Below are 23,382 nucleotides of genomic sequence, written 5' to 3'. Positions count from 1 at the left end.
CCGGTGAGAGCGGGCCGCCGGTGAAAGCGGGGGCGGCCGGTGAGAGCGGGCGGCGGGGCGGCGCGGGTCCGGCGGCGGGTGGCCGCCGTCCGTCAGCTCCCGGCGGCGGCGCGGGCGGCCGGGGAGGTGGCGAGGTAGCCGAGGGCCTGGCTGGAGGAGCCCTCCTGGGTGGGGTGGTAGCCGGGCCGGAGGTAGCGCAGGCCGGAGCGGATCGACCGGACCGGATCGGGCAGCAGGCCGCGCTTGGCGATCCGGCCCGCCTCGCGCCAGGTCGGCTTGAGCCGCCCGTCCAGGGTCGGGTCGGCGGCGAGCAGGAAGCGGGCGCCGCGTACCCAGAGGTGGACGAGGAGCGGCCCGGAGATCGCCATGCCGCGCACCCGCCGCAGGTAGCCGGGGTCCAGGTGGACCATCAGGTCGAAGGCGACGCTGCGGTGTTCGACCTCCTCGGCGCCGTGCCAGCGCAGCAGGTCGAGCATGGTCGGGTCGGCCTCGGCCCGGTCCAGCCCCGGGGAGTTGAGCGCCCAGTTCCCGAGGAAGGCGGTGAAGTGCTCGATCGCGGCGACGAAGGCGACCCGTTCGATGATGTTCTCGCGCTGCCGGGCGGGCGTCAGGCCGGGCTTGTCGCCGAGGACCCGCTGGAACAGCCAGGAGATCTGCCGCACGTACGGGCGGGGGTCGAGGCCCTGCCCGAGCAGGTGGTCGAGGACCTCCTGGTGGGCCTCGGCGTGGATGGCCTCCTGGCCGATGAAGCCGAGCACCTCGTCCCGCAGTTGCTCGTCCCGGATCAGCGGCAGCGCCTCCTTGAACACCTTGACGAACCAGCGTTCGCCCTCGGGGAGGAGGAGGTGCAGGACGTTGATGACGTGGGTGGCCATCGGCTCGTCGGGGATCCAGTGCAGGGGCAGTCCGGCCCAGTCGAAGCGGACGTCGCGGGGCTCCAGGACGAGGCTCTCGTGCACGCGGACGGCCGGCGCGGCGAGGGCGGGGACGGGGGTGGAGCTGGGCATGGGAGGGCCCTCCTGACCTGCGGGTGGCGGCTCGACTCGGCAAAACGTACTCGCGGGTAGTGCGCGCCACAAGGGGTTCGACACCTCTTATCGACATCGAGTCTAATAAGTGATGCGCACCGCGACGGGTCCGGTGGAACACCCGGCGCGCGACGGCGCGGAACTCCCCGGAAAACGCGAGGACCCCGCCGGATGCGACGGGGTCCCGTGAGCCTGGCCGGAGCGTCAGACCGCCATGGCCAGCATCAGCGGCGCGGCCCGGACGGCGAGCAGCTCGGCGGCCGCCTTCAGCCGGTGCACGTTGTCCACCGGCATCGAGGTGGCGAGGCAGCCGACGGTGCTGCCGGCCGTGACCGGGACGGCGGCGCAGACCGTGCCGAGCGCGTACTCCTGGATGTCCAGCACCGGAACGGTGGCCGGCTGGCGCTCCAGACGGTGCATCAGCTGGTCGGCGTCGGTGACCGTCCGGGAGGTCAGCCGGGCCACCGGGTGCCGGGAGAGGTGGTCGCGGCGGGCGTCGTGGTCGAGCTGGCTGAGCAGGCACTTGCCGATCGCACTGGCGTGCGCGGTGGCCCGGAAGTCCACCCACTCCTGCACCGCCGGCGCGTGGTCGGCCGCCGAGACCGCCTCCACCGACAACTCGCCGTCGTGGTAGCGGGTGAAGTACACCGCCGCACCCAACTCGTCTCTCAGCTCGGCGAGTTTGCGGTCCAGCCGGGCCCGGACCAGCTGCTCCCGGTTCTGCTGGCCGAGCAGCGCGAAGGTGCCGCCGAGCACCCAACCGCCGTCCTGGCACTGGAGGTAGCCCTCGATCTCCAGGATCTCGGCGAGCCGGCGGACCGTCGGCAGTCCGAGGGACGTCTCCCGGGCGAGCGTGACCAGGGTCGCCCCGCCCGGGTGCCGGTCGACCGCCTCCAGCAGTCTGAGGGCATGCTGCAGGGAGGTGAACGGACCGGGCAGGCCCTGGGCCGGCGCGGCGTGGCGACCGGGGGCTGGTGTCGACATGTCGTCCCCTTCCGATGTCCCCCCGCAGGTGCTACCGGCGGGTGGTGTCCAGCCTATCCACCGCCGGACACAGTCATCCTCCCCTCTGCGGATTTTCGTGCAGGTGCGGTGAAGTACTTGACGGGCATATGCCCCGCCGGTGCCGTCCCGCCCCACCCGTCCGCCCGGCCGCCCGTCCGCCCGCGGAGTACTGACGGTCCGTTCAGTGCCGGACGACCGGAAGCCGCTCCGGGCCGCCGGACCGCGAACGGGCACCGGGCCGCTCCCTCACTGCCGGAGGGAACGGCCCGGTCGGGGGGCGGCGCCGGGGTGCGGGCCCCGGCGGCCGGTGAGGGTGGTTCGCGGGCTCAGCCCTCGTCGCGGGCTCAGCCCTCGTCGCCGGCCCGGAGCCTGCCGACCGCGGCTTCCAGGCGGGCGCCGTACTCCTCGTCGGCGGCGTGGAAGTGGGCGAGGTTCCTCTCGACGACGTCGTCGCGGGAGACCTGGGCCAGGAAGCCGGCCAGGTTGTCGATCAGGCGGGCCTTCTCGCCCTCCGACATCAGCCGGTAGAGCTCGCCCGCCTGGAAGAAGTCGTCGTCCTTGGTGTGGGCGGGGGTGGTGTGGGTGCCGGTCCAGCCGTTCAGCTCGGTCGGCGCGGCGAGCGCGGCGTCGGTCTGGGCCGGGCCGTCGTAGGAGTTGGGCTCGTAGTTCCTGGCGCGGCCGGCCGGGTTGAGCGCGTGCAGGCCGTCCCGGCCGTAGTTGGCGGCCTCGGTGGCGCGCGGGGCGTTGACCGGCAGCTGGGTGTGGTTCACGCCGAGCCGGTAGCGCTGGGCGTCGGCGTAGGCGAACAGGCGGCCCTGCAGCATCCTGTCCGGGGACGGGCCGATGCCGGGCACGAAGTTGTTCGGGGAGAACGCGGACTGCTCGACCTCGGAGAAGACGTTCTCGGGGTTGCGGTTGAGGACCAGGCGGCCGACCTTGACCAGCGGGTAGTCGGCGTGCGGCCAGACCTTGGTGAGGTCGAAGGGGTTGAACCGGTAGTCGGCGGCCTCGGCGACCGGCATCAGCTGGACGTACAGCGTCCAGGACGGGAACACGCCGCGCTCGATGGCCTGGTGGAGGTCGCGCTGGTGGCTGTCTGCGTCGCCGCCGACCGCCTCGGCGGCCTGGCCGGCGTCCAGCGAGCGGATGCCCTGGTTGGTCTTGAAGTGGTACTTCACCCAGTGGGCCTCGCCCTGCTCGTTGACCCACTGGTAGGTGTGCGAGCCGTAGCCGTTCATGTGGCGGTAGGACGCGGGGATGCCGCGGTCGCCGAACAGCCAGGTGATCTGGTGCGTCGAGGCCGGCGAGTGGGCCCAGAAGTCCCAGACGTTGTCGGCCTCCTGGACACCGGTGTACGGGTCGCGCTTCTGCGAGTGGATGAAGTCCGGGAACTTCAGCGGGTCCTTGATGAAGAAGACCGGGGTGTTGTTGCCGACGAGGTCGTAGTTCCCCTCCTCGGTGTAGAACTTGACCGCGAAGCCGCGCGGGTCGCGGACCGCGTCGTTGGAGCCGAGGTTGCCCGCGACGGTGGAGAAGCGGAGGAACACCTCGGTGCGCTTGCCGACCTCGGCGAGGAAGGCGGCCCGGGTGTACGGCGAGACCTCGTCGGTGACCTCGAAGTAGCCGTACGCGCCGGAGCCACGGGCGTGCACGACGCGCTCCGGGATCCGCTCGCGGTTGAACCGGGCCAGCTTCTCCAGCAGTTGCTGGTCCTGGATCAGCAGCGGGCCGTAGGCGCCGGCCGAGGCCGAGTTCTGGTTGTCGGCGACCGGGGCGCCGGACTCCGTGGTCAGGGTCTTGGGCATGACGGGTCCTTCTGGTGTCGATAAGGGTGGTGCACGGAGAGGGATGTGACGCCGCCCCGGATGCCGCCGGGGCGCTGCCGGTTCAGAGGCCGAGCAGGCGCCAGGCGGCCGAGCGGCGGCGGGAGGAGTGCTCGCCGTCGGGGCCGTCGGCCGGGCCGAGCGCGGCCACGGCGGCGCGGGCGGCGACCGGGTCGGCCAGCGGGCGGGCCGCGGCGAGTTCGGCGGCCTCGGCGGCGGTGAGGCCGGCCCCGGTGAGCGCGGCGGCGGCCTCGGCGGCCGGGAGGGCGTCGAACCAGCGCAGTGCGAGGGCGGCCCGGCCGGCCTCGGTGAGGCGGCCGGTGAGGCGCAGGCGGGCGAGGCCGCCGTCGGGGTACACGTTGATCCGCACATGGGTCACCGGACGGTCGGCGGTCAGTCGGAAGCGGTGCCGGGTGTCGGGCTGGAGGCGGGTGCGCGGCAGCAGCGCGAACCAGCCGTCCGGGTCGCCGGCGGGGTCACCGCCGACGGAGGCGTCGTAGCCGACCAGGTCGGCCCAGCCGGGGGCGTTGGCGACGAAGTGGGTGGTGTCCACCTCGGCGGCCAGGACCTCGCCGCCCCCGGCCAGGGCGATCCGCACCCAGTCGTTGGCCTTGTCGCGCCGACGCCGGGTCTCCCAGCCCTCGCCCATGACGGTGGCGCGGCCGGGAGCGTTCAGGTTGTGCGGGGAGGAGAAGTAGCGGTCGGAGGCGGCCTCGGCGACGCCGCCGTACTCCTGGGCCGCCAGGTCGAAGGTGAGGCCGTCCAGCTCGCGCGGGTCGGGCAGCACCTCACCGTGGACGCGGAGCCGGGCGACGCCGCCGTCCGGGAAGATGTTGAGCCGGACGTGGGTGAAGCGGGTGGCGCTGCGCACCTCGAACTCGTGGGCGGTGTCGCCCAGCAGCGGGGTGCGCGGAAGGATCTCCACCCACTCGGCGGCCGCCACCTCGGCGGGCGAGGGGTGGCCGGGTATCGAGGCGGCTTCGACGGAGGCGCTCTCCGGGTAGTTGCCGGTGAAGTGCGCGGTGTCGACGACGAGTCCGCGGATCACCCCGGCGGCGCCGAGCCGGACGACCGCCCAGTCGTGGTCCTCGTCGGTGGGGTGCGGCTGCTCGGCGCCCGCGCCCCGGCGGCGGCGGGACTCCCAGCCGTCCATGATCTGGCCCTTGTGGCCGAAGGTGTGCGGGCGGAACGCGGCGGGCGCGGCGACCAGCAGGTTCTCGGCGTCGGCGAAGGTGTCCTCGTTGGTGGCGACGACGCCGGCGCCGAGCCGGCGCGAGGCCAGGTCGACCAGTTCGGTGAACGGGGCGCTCGGGGCGGGGGCGGTGGTCACTGCGACTCCTCGGGGCCGGTGGTCGGACGGGCGGGCTGGGCGTGGACGGCCTGCGGGCGGGTGAGCTGGACGCCGAAGGGCTCGCCGGCGACGTCGACGATCCGGCCGCGCAGCCAGGTGGTGCGGACGGCGCCGGTGAGCGTCCGGCCCGCGTACGGGGTGACCGGGTTGCGGTGGTGCAGTTCGGCGGCGTGGACGGCGAAGGCGCCGTCGGGGTCGAAGGCGACCAGGTCGGCGTCGTGGCCGACCGCGATGGCGCCCTTCGTCCCGGCGAGGCCGACCAGCCCGGCCGGGCCGGCGGACATCCAGCGGACCACGTCGGCGAGGGTGTGGCCGCGCCGGCGGGCCTCGGTCCAGACCGCGGGCAGGCCGAGCTGGAGCGAGGCGATGCCGCCCCAGGCGGCCGCGAAGTCCCCGCTGCCGCCGTGTTCGGGCAGCAGCTTGAGATCGGGGGTGGACGGCGAGTGGTCGGAGACGACGGCGGCGAACTCCCTTGCCGCCAGGGCCTCCCAGAGCGCGTCGCGGTTGGCCTCGTCGCGGATCGGCGGACAGCACTTGAAGGCCGTCCCGCCGTCCGGCACCTGCTCGGCGGCGAGGGTCAGGTAGTGCGGGCAGGTCTCGGCGGTGACCTCGACGCCGTCCGCGCGGGCCTGCCGGAGCAGCGGCAGCACGGCGGCCGAGGAGACGTGCAGGACGTGCACCCGGGCGCCGGTGCGCCGGGCGGTGTCGAGCAGCCGGGCGACGGCGGCGGTCTCCGCGCCGGCGGGGCGTGAGGCGAGGAAGTCCCGGTAGTGGACGCCGGGTTGCTGCGGTGCGGCGGCCAGGACGGCGGGGTCCTCGGCGTGGATGATGGCGAGCGCGCCGAGCCGGGCCTGTTCCGCCAGCGCGGCTTCCAGGTCGGCCTGCTCGACGTGCGGGAACTCGTCGACGCCGCTCGGTGCGAGGAAGGACTTGAAGCCGAACACTCCTGCGCGGTGCAGGGGTTCGAGGTCGGCGAGGTTGCCGGGGACGGCTCCGCCCCAGAAGCCGAGGTCGACCCAGGCCTGGCCCTCGGCGGCCTTCCGCTTGGCCTCCAGTCCGGCCGGGGTGGTGGTGGGCGGCACCGAGTTGAGCGGCATGTCGACGATGGTGGTGACGCCGCCGGCGGCGGCCGCCCGGGTGGCGGTGGCGAAGCCCTCCCACTCGGTGCGGCCGGGCTCGTTGACGTGCACGTGGGTGTCGACCAGTCCGGGCAGCAGGGCGGTGCCGCCGAGGTCGGTGAGCGCGCGGTCGCCGGCGAGGAGGGAGCCGTGCGCGGCGATCTGCCGGATCCTCCCGTCCCGGACCAGCACGTCCGCGGGACGCTCGCCGTCCGGCAGGACCACCCGGAGGGAGCGGATCACCGCGGTCTCGCTGATGGGCATGGGGGACCTCCGAAACCTGGTTGAGGGGTGGGGTACGTCGAAGGATGGCCCGGAGCCTAGGCCCGCCTTCAACAAAACGTCAATGGAGGAAACCACGAGGACCGGCACCGGCTCCCGGCACGGCCCCCGGTACGGTCACCGGCGGAGGAAGTCCGCCGCGATCCGCTCCCCCGCGACCTCGGCCAGCTCTCCCGCCCTGGTCAGGCCCTCCCCCGGGTGCTCGCCCAGCTCGCCGAGCGCGTACGCGGCGGCGAAGCCCGCGGACCGCCACTCCCGTTCGGACAGTTCGACCCGTCCCGCCACGGCGGCCACCCGAACCCCCGCCCGGGCGGCCGCCGCCGCGACTCCGGCGGGAGCCTTGCCGTGGAGCGTCTGCGCGTCCAGGCAGCCCTCGCCGGTGACGACGAGGCGTGCCCCACGCACGGCCTCGTCGAAACCCAGCAGGTCGAGCAGGAGCTCGATGCCGGGTCGCATGGTGGCGCCCAGCAGGGCGAGGGCCGCGAAGCCGACCCCGCCCGCGGCCCCCGCGCCGGGGGCGTCGCGCACCTCGCGGCCGACCGCCGCGCCGACCACGTCGGCGAACCGGGTCAGACCTTCCTCCAGGACCGGCAGGTCCTCGCCGCTCGCGCCCTTCTGCGGGCCGTAGACGGCGGCCGCGCCGCGCGGGCCGAGGAGCGGGTTGTCGACGTCGCAGGCGACCACGATCTCGACGCCGGCCAGCGCGTCGGCCAGGGAGCCCAGGTCGATCCGGCGCAGGCGGCGCAACGCAGCGCCGCCGGGCGGCAGTTCGGCGCCGTCGCCGTCCAGCAGCGAGACCCCGAGCGCCTGGACCATGCCCGCGCCGCCGTCGGTGGAGGCGCTTCCGCCGAGGCCGAGCACGATCCGCTTCGCGCCGAGGCCGACGGCCCGGCCGATCAGCTGGCCGACCCCGTAGGACCCGGCCGCGAGCGGGGCCGTCCGGCCGCCGGGGAGGCGGGCCAGCCCGGAGGCCTGGGCCAGCTCGACCACGGCGGTGGAGCCCCGGACCGCGAGCGCGGCGTCGACCGGCAGGCCGGTGGGTCCGGCCACCTTGGCGGGGACGCGGGCGAAGCCGGCCGCGAGCGCGGCGGCCAGGGTGCCCTCCCCGCCGTCGGCGACGGGCAGTTCGCGGACCTCGGTGCCGGGGGCGGCGCGGCGGATGCCGGCGGCGATCCGGGCGGCGGCCTCGGCGGCCTCCAGGGTGCCCTTGAACTTGTCGGGAGCTACGACCACATGGCCCTGGTGGGGGGTGGCGGGCATGGCGTGGGCCTCACTTCCGGGCTGGTCTGGCGATGGTTCGTCAAGCATGGGCCCCGGCGGACCCGGGGCGGCTCCCTCCCCGCCGTTCCCCTCGTCCCGCTTCCGACGCGACGAGGGGCTCCCCTCGGCGAGGGAGGGAGCCGGGCGACGCGCCCCGTGGCACGACCGAAGTGCCCCCGGAGGGTGCGCGCGTCGCCGTCCGGTCGACCGGCGGGCGGGCGGATGAGCCCCGGCCCGCCCACCGGTCGGGCTGGGCGGCGCCCCGGCGGCGGCGCGGGCGCGGCGCCGCCGGTGGCCGGTCGGCCTCCCGGTGGCGCGGGCACGACCGGATAGGTACACGCCACCGGGAGGAGTCGGGAGGCCGCGGGGGCTACTTCACCTCGCGGCCGGAGAGCCGCTCGACGCCGCGCAGCAGCGCCGAGTGGTCGAGGGAGCCGTCGCCGTTGGCGCGGGCGGAGGCGACCAGCTGGGCGACGACCGCGCCGACCGGCAGGGCGGCGCCGACGGCCCGGGCGGCGTCGGTGACGATGCCCATGTCCTTGTGGTGCAGGTCGATCCGGAAGCCCGGGGCGAACTCGCGGTCCAGCATGTTGGCCTTCTTGCGGTTCAGCACGGTCGAACCGGCCAGCCCGCCGCCGAGCACGTCCAGCGCTGCGCCGAGGTCGACGCCGGCGTTCTCCAGGAAGACCACGGCCTCGGCCAGGACCTGGATGTTGACGGCGACGATCAGCTGGTTGGCGGCCTTGACGGTCTGGCCGGCGCCGGCCGGGCCGACGTGGACGACCGTGGTCCCGAGCACGTCGAACAGCGGCTTGGCCTCGGCGAAGTCGTCGGCGGCGCCGCCGACCATGATCGACAGCACGGCCTCGACCGCCCCCGCCTCACCGCCGGAGACCGGGGCGTCCAGGGTGCGGACGCCCTTCTCCTTGGCGGCGGCCTCGACCTTGATCGAGGTCTGCGGGGTGATGCTCGACATGTCGATGACGAGCGTGCCGGGCCGGACGTTCTCCAGGACGCCGCCCTCGCCGAGGACGGCCTGTTCGACGTGCGGGTCGGCCGGGACCATGGTGATCACGACCTCGGCGTCCTTCACCGCGTCCGCGATGCTGGTGGCGCCGTGGCCGCCGGCCGCGACCAGGGCGTCGATCTGCGGCCGGGTGAGGTTGTAGCCGGTGACGTGGTGGCCGGCCCTGACCAGGTTGGCGGCCATCGGGCTGCCCATGATGCCGAGGCCGATGAAGGCGATCTTGCGGCTCATCGCGTCGTTCCTTCTGTCTGTGCGTGGGGCGTGGAGGGTGGGGTGGGTGGCCGCGGGGCGCACGGGCCTCAGGCGGCGCGGTGCTCGCGCGGGAGCCACCCGAAGCTGTCGGCGCTGACGCCGGTGGACGGGCGGTACTCAAGGCCGATCCGGCCGGTGTAGCCCGCGGCGGCGAGCCGGGCGAAGAGGTCCTCGAAGTCCAGCCCGCCGGTGCCGGGCTCGTTGCGGCCCGGGGTGTCCGCGATCTGCACGTGGCCGATCCGGTCGGCGTACGCGTCGATGACGGCGGCCGGGTCCTCGCCGTTGCGGGCCAGGTGGTAGAGGTCGCAGAGGAACTTCGCGTTGCCCAGGCCGGTGACGGCGTTGACCTTGTCGACCACCTCGACCGCCGCGGCGGCGGTGACCAGCGGGTAGTCCGGCGACTCCGGCCGGTTCAGCGCCTCGACCAGCAGGACCGCGCCGATCCCGTGGGCGGCCCGGGCCGCGAGGGCGAGGTTCTCCAGTGCGAGGGCGTCCTGTTCGGCCGGGTCCGCCCCGGCGACCCGGTTGCCGTAGAGGGCGTTGAGCGCCGGGGTGCCGAGCGAGGCGGCGAGCGCGGTGGCGACCGGGACGTTGGCCCGGAACCGCTCCTTCTCGGACGGCACCGAGACGGTGCCGCGCGCTCCCACACCGAGGTCGTCGAGGAAGTTGAGACCGGTGAGCCGCACGCCGGCGTCGGTGAAGGCCTTGCGGAGCGCGTCCAGCTCGGCCTCGGCCGGGCTGTGCTCCTCGCCGAACGGCCACCACAGCTCGGCGGCGGTGAAGCCGGCGGCCGCGGCCGCGGCGGGGCGCTCCAGCAGCGGGAGCTCGCCGAACAGGATCGACAGGTTGACCGTGAAGCTGTGCCGGGAAGCGGCGGTCACGTCCATCACCTCGTATCTCTCTTCCGTCATCCGCAACTTCCACGATACGGAAGAGGGATTCTGTCTGGTGGAAGCATGTCCGCCGCCTCGAACGACTGTCAAGGCATCTGCAACAAATTGTTGAAGCACCCTCGCCGGGCGACCGCCCCCGGAGCAGCCCGGAGCAGCCCGCTCCGGGCGAGCCCACCAAGACCGGGCCCAGCCGGAGCGGTCCGAACCGGCCACTGACCACCCCGCCGCCCGCTCGCTACAGTGAGCGGGTGCGATTGATGGTGGAGTTCACGACAGAACCGTTCGAACTGGACACGTTCCCGGAGCACGCCGCGGCGGCCCGGCGGGCGGTCGACGAGACCGGCCTGGCCGTCACGGTCGGCCCGTTCGGCACCGGAGCGGAGGGCGAGGCCGACCAGGTCCTGGCCGCCGTGACCCGACTGCTCCGGGAGAGCCTGGACGCCGGCGCGACCCGGATATCGGTCCAGGTCAGCGTGCTCGGCGAGACCGGCACCGGCGCGCCCGAGGAGGGCGGTACGCCGTGACCGAGCACGTGGAGCACCCGCTCGCGGCGGCGATGAAGCCGTTGCTGGACGCGGTCGGCGCGACGCCCCTGCCGCTGGGCGAGGCGAAGCCCGAGGACGTCGTCCTGGAGTGGGAGGGCGCCCCGGCCCTGGCCGTCCGGCTGCCCCACCTGAGCAGCGCGCTGGACCGCCTGCTGGCCGAGATGACCCGCCAGTTCGACGGCCGGCCGCTGGCCGAGCTGGACCGCTGGGAGAAGCAGCGCGTCGTCGCCCTACTGGAGGAGCGCGGCGCCTTCACCGTCCGACACGGCGTCGAGACGGTTGCCACAGCGCTCGGCGTCAGCCGTTTCACCGTGTACAACTACCTCAACCGCCAGGACGGTTCGAAGTCCGGCTGAGCCCGCGTGCACGCATGTGCCCCGCCGACCGGGCCAGTCTGACCCGGCCCCCGGCGGGGCACACTTGTCGCATCACACACGAGACACCCCGCGACCAGGGCCGTCGCGAAACGTAACCACCAAGCGTTCAACAAACTGTTGACGGCCCGATCCCGCCGATCTAGCTTGTGCGGGTGGCACCACTCCCCAGGAGGTCCACCCGTGACCAACCACCCCCACGCCCTTGAAGCCCTCGCGGCGGCCGACGCCGCCGAGCTGAGGGAGATCCTGCTGGACGTCTGCGCCAGCCCCGGCTGGGCCGAGGCGGTCGCCGCGGCCCGCCCGTGGACCGACCGCCAGGCCCTGCTCGACGCCAACGCCGAGGCCATGGCCACGCTCTCCACCGCGGACCTGCACGAGGCGATGGCCGGCCACGCCCGGATCGGCACGCCCAGACCGGGCGACGCCACCTCCGAGCGCGAGCAGGCCGGTGTCCGCGGGGCGGACGACGCCCTGCTCGACGAACTGCACCGGGCCAACGCCGCCTACGAGGCCAAGTTCGGCCACGTGTTCCTGATCTGCGCGACCGGCCGCACCGCGGCCGGGATGCTCGCCGCCCTGCGCGAGCGCCACTCCAACGACCCCGCCACCGAGGCCGAGATCGTCCGGGGAGAGCTGCGCAAGATCAACGACATACGCATCAACCGCCTGCTCGACGACAACTGACATATCGTCAGGTATCACTGACGCAGGATCACCACTGCCATCAGTAAGGTCACTTCACCCATGACTGGCATCTCCACCCACGTGCTCGACACCAGCCTCGGCCGCCCGGCCGAGGGCGTCCCGGTCGAGCTCGCACTGCACACCGAGGGTGGCTGGCAGGTGCTCGGCACCTCCGCCACGGACTCCGACGGCCGGGCCAGGGACCTGCCGGCCGTGGAGGCGGGCTCGGTCGTCCGGCTGCTCTTCGACACCGCCGCGTACCACGCGCGGAAGTCGGCCGAGCAGCCGTTCTTCCCCGAGGTCTCGATCGTCTTCACGGTCGCGCCCGCGCAGCACCACTACCACGTGCCGTTGCTGCTGAACCCGTTCGGATACTCGGTCTACCGCGGAAGCTAGACCGCTCGATTGATATGGGAGCCATGCCATGGCCCACGTGCTCGGCCAGAACCAGTACGGCAAGGCGGAGAACCGCATCGTCCGGGTCTACCGCGACTCCACCCGCCACGAGATCAAGGACCTGAACGTCTCGGTCGCCCTCTCCGGCGAGTTCGAGGACGTCCACCTCACCGGGTCGAACGCCAACTGCCTGCCCACCGACACCACCAAGAACACCGTGTACGCCTTCGCCAAGGAGTACGGGATCGAGTCGGCCGAGGCCTTCGGCATCACCCTGGCCCGACACTTCGTCGACAGCACCGAGCCGGTCCACCGCGCCCGGATCCGGATCGAGGAGTACGCCTGGGACCGGATCCGCACGCCCGACAGCAGCGCCCGGTTCATCGGCTCCGAGGAGGTCGGCCACTCCTTCGTACGCAACGGCCAGGAGACCCGCACCACCGAGATCGTCTACGACGGCGAGTCCGTCCAGGTGATCTCCGGACTCAAGGACCTGGTCGTGCTGAACTCCACCAACTCGGAGTTCTGGGGCTACATCAAGGACCGCTACACGACGCTCCAGGAAGCCTACGACCGCATCCTGGCCACCCAGGTCACCGCCCGGTGGAAGTACGGCTTCACCGGCCGCGACGACGAGGCGCAGCCCAACTGGAACCGCTCCTACACCCACGTGCGGCGGCACCTGCTGGAGGCCTTCGCCGAGACCTACTCCTACTCGCTGCAGCAGACCCTGCACGCGATGGGCACCCGGGTCCTCAACAACCGGGCCGAGGTGGACGAGGTCCGCCTCGAACTGCCCAACAAGCACCACTTCCTGGTCGACCTGGAACCCTTCGGCCTGAAGAACGAGAACGAGGTCTACTACGCCGCCGACCGGATGTACGGCCTGATCGAGGGCACCGTGCACCGCGAGGGCGTCACCCCGGTCATCCCGGTCGCCTGACCTCCCCCACCCGCTCCACCCGTTTCCTCCACCCCCACCCACCGGAGACCGTGCCCACCCTCGCGGCGGCCGGCCCGGGGAGCTGGAGAGTCCGGCCGAGGGACCCTTGCTCCGCCGTCCCGCCCCCGGCCACCGCGTGATCGACCGCTCTCCAGCGCCACGGGCGCGCCGGGAGCCACGGGCACAAGAGGGGCTCGACATGGCACCCAGCAACACCGGCAACACCGACGGCGGTTCCACCCCTGCAAGATCTTCCGGTCCGAACGGTACGCCTCACGGCCTCCCCGCCGGTCCGTCCGGGCCGGAGCGAGAACCGGCGGCGCACCCGGGGACACGGCCCGCGGCGCACCCGGGGACACGCCCGGAGGTCCACCCCGTGGACCAGCTGCTCCCCCCGGTGAAGCTCGTCACCACCGGACTGCAGCACGTCGCCGCGATGTACGCGGGAGTCGTTGCTCCCCCGCTCATCGTCGGCGCCGGCGTGGGCCTCTCCCCCGCCGAGCTCGCCCTGCTCATATCGGCCAGCCTGTTCACCGCCGGGCTGGCCACGCTGCTCCAGACCCTCGGCTTCTGGCGGATCGGCGCGCGGCTGCCGTTCGTGAACGGCGTCTCGTTCGCCGGCGTCGCCCCCATGATCGCCATCGCCAAGGAGCACGGGCCGGAGGACGCCCTCCCGGTGATCTTCGGCGCGGTGATCGTCGCGGGGGTCCTGTGCCTCCTCGCGGCGCCGTACTTCTGCAAGCTGATCAGGTTCTTCCCACCGGTCGTCCAGGGCACCGTGATCACCCTCATCGGGGTGTCCCTGCTCCCGGTGGCCGTCAACTGGGCGCGCGGCGGTTCGCCGGACGCGCCCGGCTACGGCTCCGTACGGGCCATCGGCCTCGCCGCGACCACCCTCGTCGCGGTGGTGCTCTGCAACCGGCTGCTGCGCGGCTTCTGGCAGCAGCTCTCCCTGCTCGTCGGACTGGCGATCGGCACCCTGCTCGCCTTCCCGCTGGGCCTGGCGGACTTCGACGCGGTCCAGGACGCGAAGGTCTTCGCCCTGCCCTCCCCGTTCCACTTCGGCGCGCCCGTGTTCGACGCGGCCGCGATCGCCTCGCTCTGCATCGTCATGGTGGTCTCGATGACCGAGTCCACCGCCGACATGCTCGCGCTCGGCCGGATCGTCGACCGCGAGGCCGACGAGAAGGTGCTGGCCGCCGGCCTGCGGGCCGACGGACTGGCCACCGCGCTCAGCCCGGTCTTCAACGGCTTCGCCGCCAGCGCCTTCGCCCAGAACATCGGGCTCGTGGCGCTGACCCGGATCCGCAGCCGCTACGTGGTCGCGGCCGGCGGCGGCATCCTGATCCTGCTCGGGCTCTTCCCGGTGCTCGGCTCGGTCGTGTCCCTGGTGCCGCAGCCCGTCCTGGGCGGCGCCGGGATCGTGCTCTTCGGCACGGTGGCGGCCAGCGGCATCCGCACCCTCGCGGAGGCCGGCATGGAGTCCGGTGCCAACACCGTCCTGGTGTCCGTCTCGCTCGGCGTCGGCATCGTCCCGATCGCCGCGCCGACCTTCTACGACGCGTTCCCGGAGGCCGCCCGCACCCTGCTGCACTCCGGGATCTCGGCCGGCTGCGTCGCGGCCGTCCTGCTCAACCTGCTCTTCCACCACCTCGGCGCCGCCCGCCGGTCCGCCGCCGACGCACCGCCCGACGCGACGGCGCCGACGGCGACACCGTCCTGACCCACCGGGCGGGCATGCGCCCCGTGCCCGCCCGGCCTTCCCCCTTGGAGTCACACCATGGCAGTCCAGCCCCCGCCCGCCGACCAGCGGATCGTCATCGAGAACGCCGCGATCGCCACCGTCGACGCCCACGACACCGAGTACACCCGCGGCCACGTGGTCGTCCTCGGCAACCGGATCGAGTCGGTCGGCGAAGGCCCCGCCCCGCAGTGGCTGGACGACGTGGTGCGCCGGATCAACGCCGAGGGCCACCTCGTCACCCCCGGCCTGGTCAACACCCACCACCACTTCTACCAGTGGATCACCCGCGGCCTCGCCCAGGACGACATCCTCTTCGACTGGCTCGTCGCCCTCTACCCCACCTGGGCCCGGATCGACGACCGGCTCGTCCACGCCGCCGCCCAGGGCTCCGCCGCCGCACTGCTCAAGTCCGGCTGCAGCACCGCCGCCGACCACCACTACGTCTTCCCGAAGGACGGCGGCGACATCCTCGGCGCCGAGATCGAGGCCGTCCGCGAACTGGGCCTGCGGTTCACCGCCCTGCGCGGCTCGATGGACCGCGGCAAGAAGGACGGCGGCCTGCCCCCGGACCACGCCGTCGAGGAGCTCGACGCCATCCTGACCGCCTCCGAGGAGGCCGTGGACCGGTACCACGACGCCTCCTCCGACTCCATGCTGCAGATCGCCCTCGCGCCCTGCTCGCCGTTCTCGGTCTCCACCGAACTGCTGCGCGAGTCCGCCGTCCTGGCCCGCCGCAAGGGCGTCCGCCTGCACACCCACGGCTCCGAGACGGCCGAGGAGGAGGCGTTCTGCAAGCAGCTGTTCGGGATGGGCCCGACCGACTACTTCGAGTCGGTCGGCTGGCTCGGCGAGGACGTCTGGATGGCGCACAGCGTCCACATGAACGACTCCGACATCGCCAAGTTCGCCGAGACCGGCACCGGCGTCGCCCACTGCCCCTCCTCGAACGCCCGGCTCGGCGCCGGCATCGCCCGCGTCCCCGACATGCTGAGGGCCGGCGTACCGGTCGGCCTCGGCGTCGACGGCACGGCCTCCAACGAGTCCGGCGAGCTGGGCACCGAGCTGCGCAACGCGCTGCTGATCAACCGCCTGCACGGCTCCCCGAAGGCGCTCACCGCCCGCCAGGCGCTGCGCCTGGGCACCATGGGCGGCGCCCGGGTGCTCGGCCGGCAGAACGAGATCGGCTCGGTCGAGGCCGGCAAGCTCGCCGACCTCGCGCTCTGGAAGCTCGACGGCGTCATGCACTCCTCGATCGCCGACCCGGTCGCCGCCCTGACCCTCGGCGCCCTGCCGCCGCTGGCGGTGCTCTTCGTCAACGGCAACGCGGTGGTCGAGAAGGGGCAGTTGACGACGGTGAACGAGGACCGCATCGCGCAGGCCTGTGCCCGCGCCGCCCGGGAGCTCGCCGCCCGCCCCGTCTGACCCGCCCCCTCCTCCTGCTCGTCCTCCTCGTCTTCCTCGTCTTCCTCCGCATGAGCTCGTCCCCTTCGAACTCCGGGCCGCCCAGGGACGGTGCGTCACCCGGACTCCGCCGGACACCCCCTCGGGGGTCCCGGCGGACCGCCGCCCCGGACCCACGGCGAGGGTCCGGGGCGGCGGCGTCCCCGCGTGCGGCGCACCGTACGGGACGGCGGAAAAGGAGCCGCCCTCTGCTCCAACACGGCAGAGGGCGGCGGGGGTTGCGGCGGATAGGTTGGGGGTCAGCCCAGCAGGGGAAGCGCGGGGAGGGTCAGGAAGTCCGCGAACTCCTCGGCCAGGGCGACCTGTTCGAAGAGCTGCGCGGCCTCGCGCCAGCGTCCGGCGGCGTAGGCCTCGTCGCCCAGTTCGGACCGGAGCCCGGCCAGCTCCTCGGCCACCAGACGACGCACGAGGTCGGCGGTGGCCTTCTCCCCGGTGTCGGCGAGGACGACGTCGTTGTGGATCCACTGCCAGATCTGCGAGCGGGAGATCTCCGCGGTCGCGGCGTCCTCCATCATGTCGAAGATGGCGACCGCGCCCAGGCCGCGGAGCCAGGCCTCGATGTAGCGGATGCCGACCTGAACCGCGTTGTGCAGCCCGGCACGGGTGCAGCTGCCGCCGGCGCCCGCGATGTCGAGCAGATCCGCGGCGGTGACCGGCTCGACCGGGCCGGGGTTCTCCTTCTGGTGCGGGCGCTCGCCGAGGACGGCGTCGAAGCAGGCGCGGGCGACCGGGACGAGGTCCGGGTGGGCGACCCAGGAGCCGTCGAATCCGTGGCCCGCCTCGCGCTCCTTGTCGGCCGTGACCTTCACCAGGGCGGCCGCGTTGACCTCCGGGTCCCTGCGGCTGGGGATGAACGCGGCCATGCCGCCGATCGCATGGGCACCGCGCCGGTGGCAGGTCCGGACGAGCAGCCGGGTGTAGGCGGCCATGAACGGCGAGGCCATGGTCACGCTGTTGCGGTCCGGCAGGATGTAGTGCTCGCCCGCGTCGCGGAAGTTCTTGACGATGGAGAACAGGTAGTCCCAGCGGCCCGCGTTGAGCCCGGCGGCGTGCTCGCGCAGCTCGTAGAGGATCTCGTCCATCTCGAACGCGGCGGTGATGGTCTCGATCAGCACGGTGGCGCGGACGGTGCCGTGCGGAATGCCGAGTTCGGCCTGCGCGTGGGTGAAGACGTCGTTCCAGAGCCGCGCCTCCAGGTGGCTCTCGGTCTTCGGGAGGTAGAAGTACGGGCCGGAGTTCGGGTCCTCGGCGCCGCGGGCGAGCAGCCGGCCGGCGTTGTGGAAGAAGTAGAGGCCGAAGTCGAGGAAGGCGCCGGCCACCGGTTCGCCGTCGACCAGCAGGTGGTTCTCGTCCAGGTGCCAGCCGCGCGGGCGGACCACGACGGTGGCCAGTTCGGCGGCGGGCCTGAGCGCGTAGGCCTTGCCTGCGGCGGAGGTGAAGTCGATCCTGCCCTCGAAGGCGTCGATCAGGTTGATCTGGCCGCTGACGACGTTCTCCCAGGTCGGGGAGGTGGCGTCCTCGAAGTCGGCGAGCCAGACCCGGGCACCGGAGTTGAGTGCGTTGATCACCATCTTGCGGTCGGTGGGGCCGGTGATCTCGACCCGCCGGTCCTGGAGCGCCCGGGGCGCCTCGGCGACCCGCCAGTCGCCGGCGCGGACGGCGGCCGTCTCCGGGAGGAAGTCCAGGGTGCCGGTGCGGGCGATCTCGGCACGGCGGGCGCGGCGGCGGGCGAGCAGCTCGCGGCGGCGCCCCTCGAACGCGCGGTGCAGGCCGACGACGAAGGCGACCGCCTCCGGAGTGAGCACCTCCTCGGCCCGGTGGACGCGCGGACCGGCGACAGTGACGACCGGAGCGGCGGAGGGGGCGCCGGGTCCCTGATCTGTAGCCATGAGCAGGACACTCCTAAGACAGTTGATCCTTGAGGCGGTCGGTCGACAGTTGATCCGAACCCCAGCAAACGGAGGGCTTGATTCTGTAAGGTGGAGACTAGTTTCCGCGATACAGAATTTCAACGGTTTGTTGAGGAGATCGCTGGGACTGTACTCCTCCCCCGACAGCGAAGGGAACGCCGGTGGCCCCGACCTCCGACAGCGCGTCCGACACCGCGTCCGACAGAGCACCCGACCGGGCACCGACCCCGGAGCGCACCGGCGGCGGCGTGCAGTCCGTCGAGCGCGCCTTCCAGCTGCTGGAGGCGCTGGCCGACGCGGGCGGGGTGGCCACGCTCAGCGAACTCTCCTCCTCCTCCGGCCTGCCCATGCCGACCATCCACCGCCTGGTTCGTACCCTCGTGCAGCAGGGCTATGTCCGCCAGGACACGGCGCGCCGCTACACCCTCGGCCCGCGGCTGATCCGGCTCGGCGAGACCGCCGGGCGACTGCTCGGCAGCTGGGCCCGCCCCTACCTGGCCGAGCTGATGGAGGCCACCGGCGAGACCGCCAACCTGGCCGTGCTGGAGGGCGGCGAGGTGGTGTACGTCGGGCAGGTGCAGTCACGGCGCTCGATGCGGATGTTCACCGAGGTCGGCCGCCGGGTGCAGCCGCACTGCACCGGGGTCGGCAAGGCGCTGCTGGCGCAGCTTCCCGAGGAGGAGGCGCGCGCCGTACTGGGCCCCAACCCGCTGCCCGCCCACACCCCGCACACCGTGACCGACCCGCAGGAGCTGCTCCGCCAGCTCGCCGAGGCGCGCGAGCGCGGCTACGTGGTGGACGACCAGGAGCAGGAGATCGGGGTGCGCTGCATCGCGCTCGCGGTGCCCGGCGCGCCCACGCCGACGGCGCTGTCGGTCTCCGGCCCGGAGGCCCGGGTCCGGGCGCTGGAGGAACAGGCCGGCGCGGCCTCGCTGGTGCCGGTGATGCACGGGATCGCGGCCCGGCTCGGGCAGGTCCTGGCCCCCTGAGCAGTGCCGTCGGCGGCGACGGCCGGAGGCACCGGCGGAGGGACCGCGGAGGCGCCGCCCGGGGCACTGTCGGAGGCGCGGTCGGAGGTTTCCCGCGCAGGAAGTCGGTAACGCCGACTTTCCGTACTCGCGTTCGCCCGCTCGGGCGACCCGAAGGCGGGTTGGCCCGGCAGGGGCGGACGGGTCGGTCACTCTGGGTCGGGACGTGCCCGCGACGGCGCGGGCGCACGAACGCAGAGGCAGGGTGAGCGGCGATGTCGCGCAGAGGGTCCGTACGGAGTTTCCTCGGAAGGTCGCTGACGGCGGGGACCGCGCTGGTGGCGCTGGCCGCCGGACCGGCGTGGGCGTGTCCGGACACCGACCCGGCGGCGGACACCGACCCGGGCAAGGAGAACGCGGCGGCTGCGCCCGCGGTGCCCGCGCCCTCCGACTCGGACCTGGAGGTGGTCCGGCTGGACCCGGATGCCGTGGCGCCGGGCGGCACCACCACGGTGCACGCCTTCATCGGCAACGGAGGCCCGGAGCGGACGGCCTCCACGTTCACCGTGGTGGTCACCCTCCCGGAGGGGGTGACGGCCGAGGGCCCGTTCTTCCCGGAGAACTGCTACGAGTTCCAGAACGGCCACCGGGTGCGCTGCACCTTCCCGGCCGGGCTCGACGTGTTCCACAGCGCGACCGCCCTGATCCCCGTCCGGCTCGCCACCACCGTGCCCCTCGGGGACCTGGAGGGCGGCTACGTCGCGGTGCGCAGCGACGACGACCGGAACGAGGCCAACAACCGGCAGCCGTTCACGACCCGGGTCGTGGAGACCACCGGCTCCTGACGGGGCCGGCGGTCTCCACGTATTCCGGGTTCCGTCCGGACGCCTTTGCAAAGTGTCACTTTGCAAAGTGTCGTCCGCCGGGTGCGTCCTAGCGGTAGACCCGGACGTAGTCCGCGGCGAAGGTGATCGGCGCGGTGCCCTGGGGCGCGGGGTGGTACTGCCCCGCGCTCAGGGACAGGTTGAGGATCAGGTACGCGGACCAGTTGGTGCCGACGCCCTTGCCGTCCGAGAAGACCTTGACCCCGTTGACGTACCAGTCGACGGAGGTGGCCCCGTAGTGGGTGCCGATGGTGACCCAGCCGTCCTTCGAGATCGCCTTGGCGTCCGTGTAGTACAGGTGGCCCGGCTTGACGTGGTTGGTCAGCTCCAGCAGGTTCGGGTTGTCGGGGTGGTACTCGAAGGTGTCGATCTCCCCGTTGCCGTTCTTCCAGGTCCAGAGCGCCGGCCAGGCGCCGGTGCCGGCGGGGAGCTTGACCCGGGTCTCGGCGTAGTCGCCGGTCTTCACCTGGAAGCCCTCGCTGGAGTACTCGGTGGTGAGCAGCCCGGTGTCCCAGGACTGCTTGCCGTTCTCCAGCTTGTTGGCGCCCGGCTTGGCGGTGAAGGTGGCGGCGCCGCCCGAGACGCTGACGTTGTTCTTGTTGAGCCAGTCGAGCTTGTTGTCGTCCGGGTTGTGGTTGCCGTAGTGGTAGGCGCTGCTCCGGTCGCCGGTCCAGCGGGAGCCGTAGGCGATCGGGCCGCTGAACTCGTCGGACCAGGTCAGCTTCTTGCCCGCGACGGGGGCACCGGTGGCGGGCGTCGTCGGGTTCGTGGTGGGGCTCGTCGTCGGGCTCGTGGTGGGGGACGTCGTCGGCGCCGGGGTGGGGGTCGGGGTGGCGGTGGTGGAGACCACCAGCTGGCGGGAGGGCAGGTTGTGCCAGGCGCCGCCGAGGTCCTGCCAGAAGCCGAACTGGGTGTAGGTGCCGGCCGCCAGGGTGCGCGCGCCGGTGGTGATCGACAGGCCGCTCGGGCAGATCTGCGCGTTGCTCGCGCTGCCGGGGAAGTCGAGGTTGCGGCCGGCCGCGTCGCGGATGCCGACCCCGACGGTCTTGGCGGTGAAGCAGGCCGAGGAGTGGACGCTGAGTGACGCGGCCGAGGCCTTGCCGGCGACCATGGCGGCCGGGGTGAGGCTGTCCTGGGTGACGGTGGGCGCGGCCGCGGCGGGCGCGGTGGCGGCCTGGGCACCGGTAATGGCCGGGACACCGAGCAGACCGGCGCCGGTGACGGCGAGCGCTCCGGTGGCGGCTATGGCTGCGGTGCGGCCCCGGTGGGAGGGGCGGGCGTGGCGGGGCGCGCGGCGCCGGGCAGGCTGCTGGGAGGCAGTGGGCATGGTTGGGTCCTCTGCGACGCCTGCGAGGTGAGCTGTCGGGTTCGGGCTGAGGTTGCCCGGCCGCCTGTGGAGCGGCTTCACCCCTAGCCGCGGTCCGGGGCGCGGGGGCGCACGGACCGGGGCACTGACCTTGGGTCCCCCGCTCCCGTCCGCTGTGGTGCTCGGGTGCCGACCGGCGGGTGGACAGGACTCGGCGTCCCGACGGCGGGAGTCCGCGACAGCGGACGCCCCTGCAGGCTAGGCAGGCCGTCGGGGACCGGACAACTCCGTACGGGCGGTTGTCGCGCAGCTCACAGACCGGGCGGCGCGGATGATCAACGTGCCTGCGGAGTTGATCAGTTGGGCGAGCGGCCCGGCTCGCGCCCGTCGGCGGAGCGTTCCGGCCCCGGCGCGCCCCTCCGTGCCCGGGTGCGGGGCGGCCGGGCGGAGCGGGCGGGCGCGCCGGGCGGAGCGGGCGGGCGCGCAGGCGCCGGGAAGGCCACGGGCGTCGGGAAGGCCGCGGGCGTCGGGCGGGGCGGGCGCCCGCGAAGGCGCCCGGGCCGCCCGGGCCCCTCAGGGCAGCTGGTCGAGCCAGGCGGCCACCTGTCCCATCGCCTCGGGTGCCCAGGCCAGCTCCAGGTGGTTGAGGCCGGACAGCAGCCGGGTGCCGCCGACGGTGCCGATCCCGGTGGTGTCCAGCGCGCTCGCGGTGAAGACGATCCCGTCGCTCGGCCCCCGGTTCTCGTTGAGCACGCCCGGGATGTCCGCCGAGCCGCCGGCCAGCAGGAAGGTCCGGACCGCCGCCGGGATCCCGGCCCGCTGGAGCGGCGCGATCAGCGAGCCCGCGTCGATCGCGGCCTGGATGCCCTGGCCCGAGGTGTAGAAGCCCTGGCCTCCGTAGTAGGTGGTCCACCAGTCCTGCGCGCTGCCGTCCACCCCGTACCGGCCGTCCCAGCGCGCGAGCAGCTGGCGCTGCCCCGGGTAGCAGTCGTACCCGCCGCTCGGCAGCACCCCGAGGCAGGGCTGGGCGGTGTACGTCCCGTAGCAGGTCATGAACAGGTGCGGGGACGGCGCGTTGGCCGTGCCGCCGCAGGCCGGCCAGGTGGCGAGGGAGAAGGCCCAGCCGTGCGCGTAGACGTAGTCGAGGCCGCCGTGCGGCCCGCCGAGCGTGACCAGGCGGCGGACGTCACCCGCGTACGCCCGTCCCCAGGCCGGGCGCACCGACGAGACGTACGCGCGGGCCGCGGCCTCGCCCTTGCTCCACGCGACGACGTCCACCTGCGGCACGCCGAGCCGGGCCCGGACGAGCGCGATCGCGTCGCCGACGGCCTGCGCCTGCAGGAGGTTGTCGCCCTGCTTGTGGGCGAAGCCGACCGCGAAGACGCGGTGGCCGGTCGCGGCGAGGTACTGGGCCAGTCCGGTGCCCGGGCAGGCGGGGGCGCCGCAGCCGCCGGACTCTCCGGGATCGGCCCAGGCGCGGTCGGCGTTGTCGTTGACGCCGTGGACGAGCAGGACCGGGGTCGCCCTGGTTCCGGTGTCCCAGCCGGCGGCGGAGTAGAGCAGGAAGCGGCCGGCGAAGGGCTGGCGGACCCCGCCGAAGTAGGTGAGGCGGGCTCCGTCCTGGTCGCCCCGGCCGCCGGGCGGGTACTGCTCGGCGGGGATGCCCGGGGTGGTGTCGAGGTAGCGCTCGACCTTGGCCCAGCCGTTGCCGGGTGCGGGGTGGGTCGCCTCCAGGGCGAGGGCCGCGGTGGCGGGGGCGACGGCCGGTCCGGCGGTGGGCGTGTGGGCGGCGGGGGCGGCCTGTGCCGGGACGGACAGGAGGAGGGCGGCGAGGGCCAGGACGGTGGCGAGGGCGGCGGATCTCGCGGCGGTGAAGCGTGTGACGGCGACGCGTGTGACGGCGACGCGTGCGGTGGTGACGCGTGCGGTGGTGATCATCGGCGGCTCCCGGTGGGGGGCGGCCCACGTCCCGGTGGGCCGGAGCGTGCACACCGTACGGGCGGGCGTGCCGGGTTCCCATGTGCCGGTGGCCCACCCGCGGCGAGCGCGCGGTGGCGGACGGCGCCCTGGTGGGTTCCGTACCGACGCCACCGCACGGGACGGCACGAGACGGGGCGGAACGGGA

General features: G+C 73.6%; 20 protein-coding genes and 1 riboswitch. Of the genes, 9 read left to right on the top strand and 11 right to left on the bottom strand.

What is annotated here, in order from left to right; translation table 11 throughout:
- Window positions 1-92: 92 nt before the first annotated feature.
- The 8 genes from AC067J_RS11275 to AC067J_RS11240 form a co-directional block, all read right to left on the bottom strand.
- Window positions 93-1,007, bottom strand: a complete 915-nt coding sequence (locus tag AC067J_RS11275) for a metal-dependent hydrolase (protein ID WP_478297864.1) — start codon at window positions 1,005-1,007, stop codon at window positions 93-95.
- Between the two features lie 225 nt (window positions 1,008-1,232).
- Complete coding sequence (locus AC067J_RS11270) at window positions 1,233-2,012, bottom strand: IclR family transcriptional regulator (RefSeq protein WP_478297863.1); 780 nt, start codon at window positions 2,010-2,012, stop codon at window positions 1,233-1,235.
- 365 nt (window positions 2,013-2,377) lie between these two features.
- A complete protein-coding gene (locus AC067J_RS11265; RefSeq protein WP_478297861.1) occupies window positions 2,378-3,838 on the bottom strand; it encodes a catalase in 1,461 nt (486 codons plus the stop codon).
- A gap of 82 nt (window positions 3,839-3,920) precedes the next feature.
- Window positions 3,921-5,186, bottom strand: a complete 1,266-nt coding sequence (gene alc, locus AC067J_RS11260) for an allantoicase (RefSeq protein ID WP_478297860.1) — start codon at window positions 5,184-5,186, stop codon at window positions 3,921-3,923.
- Window positions 5,183-6,589, bottom strand: coding sequence for an allantoinase AllB (gene allB / locus AC067J_RS11255; RefSeq protein ID WP_478297858.1), 1,407 nt, complete (start codon window positions 6,587-6,589; stop codon window positions 5,183-5,185). Before allB ends, alc begins: the two co-directional genes overlap by 4 nt.
- Window positions 6,590-6,724: 135 nt before the next feature.
- The gene (locus AC067J_RS11250; RefSeq protein ID WP_478297856.1) at window positions 6,725-7,867 is read right to left on the bottom strand and encodes a glycerate kinase; all 1,143 of its coding nucleotides are present in this window, start codon (window positions 7,865-7,867) and stop codon (window positions 6,725-6,727) included.
- A gap of 370 nt (window positions 7,868-8,237) precedes the next feature.
- Window positions 8,238-9,188, bottom strand: a complete 951-nt coding sequence (locus AC067J_RS11245; protein ID WP_478297854.1) for a 2-hydroxy-3-oxopropionate reductase — start codon at window positions 9,186-9,188, stop codon at window positions 8,238-8,240.
- A gap of 5 nt (window positions 9,189-9,193) precedes the next feature.
- Window positions 9,194-10,057, bottom strand: coding sequence for a TIM barrel protein (locus tag AC067J_RS11240; RefSeq protein ID WP_478297852.1), 864 nt, complete (start codon window positions 10,055-10,057; stop codon window positions 9,194-9,196).
- Between the two features lie 239 nt (window positions 10,058-10,296).
- Here AC067J_RS11240 and AC067J_RS11235 point away from each other — a divergent pair, with 239 nt between their 5' ends.
- The 7 genes from AC067J_RS11235 (at window position 10,297) to AC067J_RS11205 (ending at window position 16,150) form a co-directional block, all read left to right on the top strand.
- Complete coding sequence (locus AC067J_RS11235) at window positions 10,297-10,563, top strand: thiamine-binding protein (RefSeq protein ID WP_478298182.1); 267 nt, start codon at window positions 10,297-10,299, stop codon at window positions 10,561-10,563.
- On the top strand, window positions 10,560-10,940 hold the full coding sequence (locus AC067J_RS11230) for a helix-turn-helix domain-containing protein (RefSeq protein WP_478297850.1): 381 nt from the start codon (window positions 10,560-10,562) through the stop codon (window positions 10,938-10,940). The genes AC067J_RS11235 and AC067J_RS11230 overlap by 4 nt, the downstream gene beginning before the upstream one ends.
- Window positions 10,941-11,141: 201 nt before the next feature.
- A complete protein-coding gene (gene uraD / locus AC067J_RS11225) occupies window positions 11,142-11,645 on the top strand; it encodes a 2-oxo-4-hydroxy-4-carboxy-5-ureidoimidazoline decarboxylase (protein ID WP_478297848.1) in 504 nt (167 codons plus the stop codon).
- 60 nt (window positions 11,646-11,705) lie between these two features.
- Entirely contained in the window at window positions 11,706-12,041 is a 336-nt protein-coding gene (gene uraH / locus AC067J_RS11220) for a hydroxyisourate hydrolase (RefSeq protein ID WP_478297846.1), read from the top strand.
- 28 nt (window positions 12,042-12,069) lie between these two features.
- On the top strand, window positions 12,070-12,984 hold the full coding sequence (gene pucL, locus AC067J_RS11215) for a factor-independent urate hydroxylase (RefSeq protein ID WP_478297844.1): 915 nt from the start codon (window positions 12,070-12,072) through the stop codon (window positions 12,982-12,984).
- A gap of 199 nt (window positions 12,985-13,183) precedes the next feature.
- Entirely contained in the window at window positions 13,184-14,707 is a 1,524-nt protein-coding gene (locus AC067J_RS11210; protein ID WP_478297842.1) for a nucleobase:cation symporter-2 family protein, read from the top strand.
- 57 nt (window positions 14,708-14,764) lie between these two features.
- Window positions 14,765-16,150 (top strand): 8-oxoguanine deaminase, encoded by a 1,386-nt coding sequence (locus AC067J_RS11205; protein WP_478297840.1) that lies wholly within the window; start codon window positions 14,765-14,767, stop codon window positions 16,148-16,150.
- 278 nt (window positions 16,151-16,428) lie between these two features.
- On the opposite strand, the gene aceB is transcribed toward AC067J_RS11205, so the two are convergent.
- Window positions 16,429-18,078: a malate synthase A gene (gene aceB, locus AC067J_RS11200; RefSeq protein ID WP_478297839.1), complete on the bottom strand. Its 1,650-nt coding sequence runs from the start codon at window positions 18,076-18,078 to the stop codon at window positions 16,429-16,431.
- Window positions 18,079-18,260: 182 nt separating this feature from the next.
- Here aceB and AC067J_RS11195 point away from each other — a divergent pair, with 182 nt between their 5' ends.
- Both AC067J_RS11195 and AC067J_RS11190 read left to right on the top strand, forming a co-directional pair.
- Window positions 18,261-19,088 carry an IclR family transcriptional regulator gene (locus tag AC067J_RS11195; RefSeq protein WP_478297837.1) on the top strand — a complete coding sequence of 276 codons (828 nt, stop codon included), beginning with the start codon at window positions 18,261-18,263 and terminating at the stop codon, window positions 19,086-19,088.
- Window positions 19,089-19,342: 254 nt separating this feature from the next.
- Window positions 19,343-19,912: a hypothetical protein gene (locus tag AC067J_RS11190; RefSeq protein ID WP_478297835.1), complete on the top strand. Its 570-nt coding sequence runs from the start codon at window positions 19,343-19,345 to the stop codon at window positions 19,910-19,912.
- An 88-nt stretch (window positions 19,913-20,000) separates the two neighbouring features.
- Here AC067J_RS11190 and AC067J_RS11185 read toward each other — a convergent pair whose 3' ends face one another.
- Together AC067J_RS11185 and AC067J_RS11180 are read right to left on the bottom strand one after the other, a co-directional pair.
- Window positions 20,001-21,278 (bottom strand): glycoside hydrolase family 16 protein, encoded by a 1,278-nt coding sequence (locus AC067J_RS11185; protein ID WP_478297833.1) that lies wholly within the window; start codon window positions 21,276-21,278, stop codon window positions 20,001-20,003.
- A 2-nt stretch (window positions 21,279-21,280) separates the two neighbouring features.
- Window positions 21,281-21,448: riboswitch (cyclic di-AMP (ydaO/yuaA leader) on the bottom strand.
- A 382-nt stretch (window positions 21,449-21,830) separates the two neighbouring features.
- Complete coding sequence (locus tag AC067J_RS11180; protein WP_478297831.1) at window positions 21,831-23,195, bottom strand: esterase/lipase family protein; 1,365 nt, start codon at window positions 23,193-23,195, stop codon at window positions 21,831-21,833.
- Window positions 23,196-23,382 lie beyond the last annotated feature (187 nt).

It is taken from the genome of Kitasatospora sp. NPDC042419, from assembly GCF_056437345.1.
Note: the sequence above shows the minus strand (reverse complement) of the source record. Positions and strands in the feature narration are given on the sequence as shown.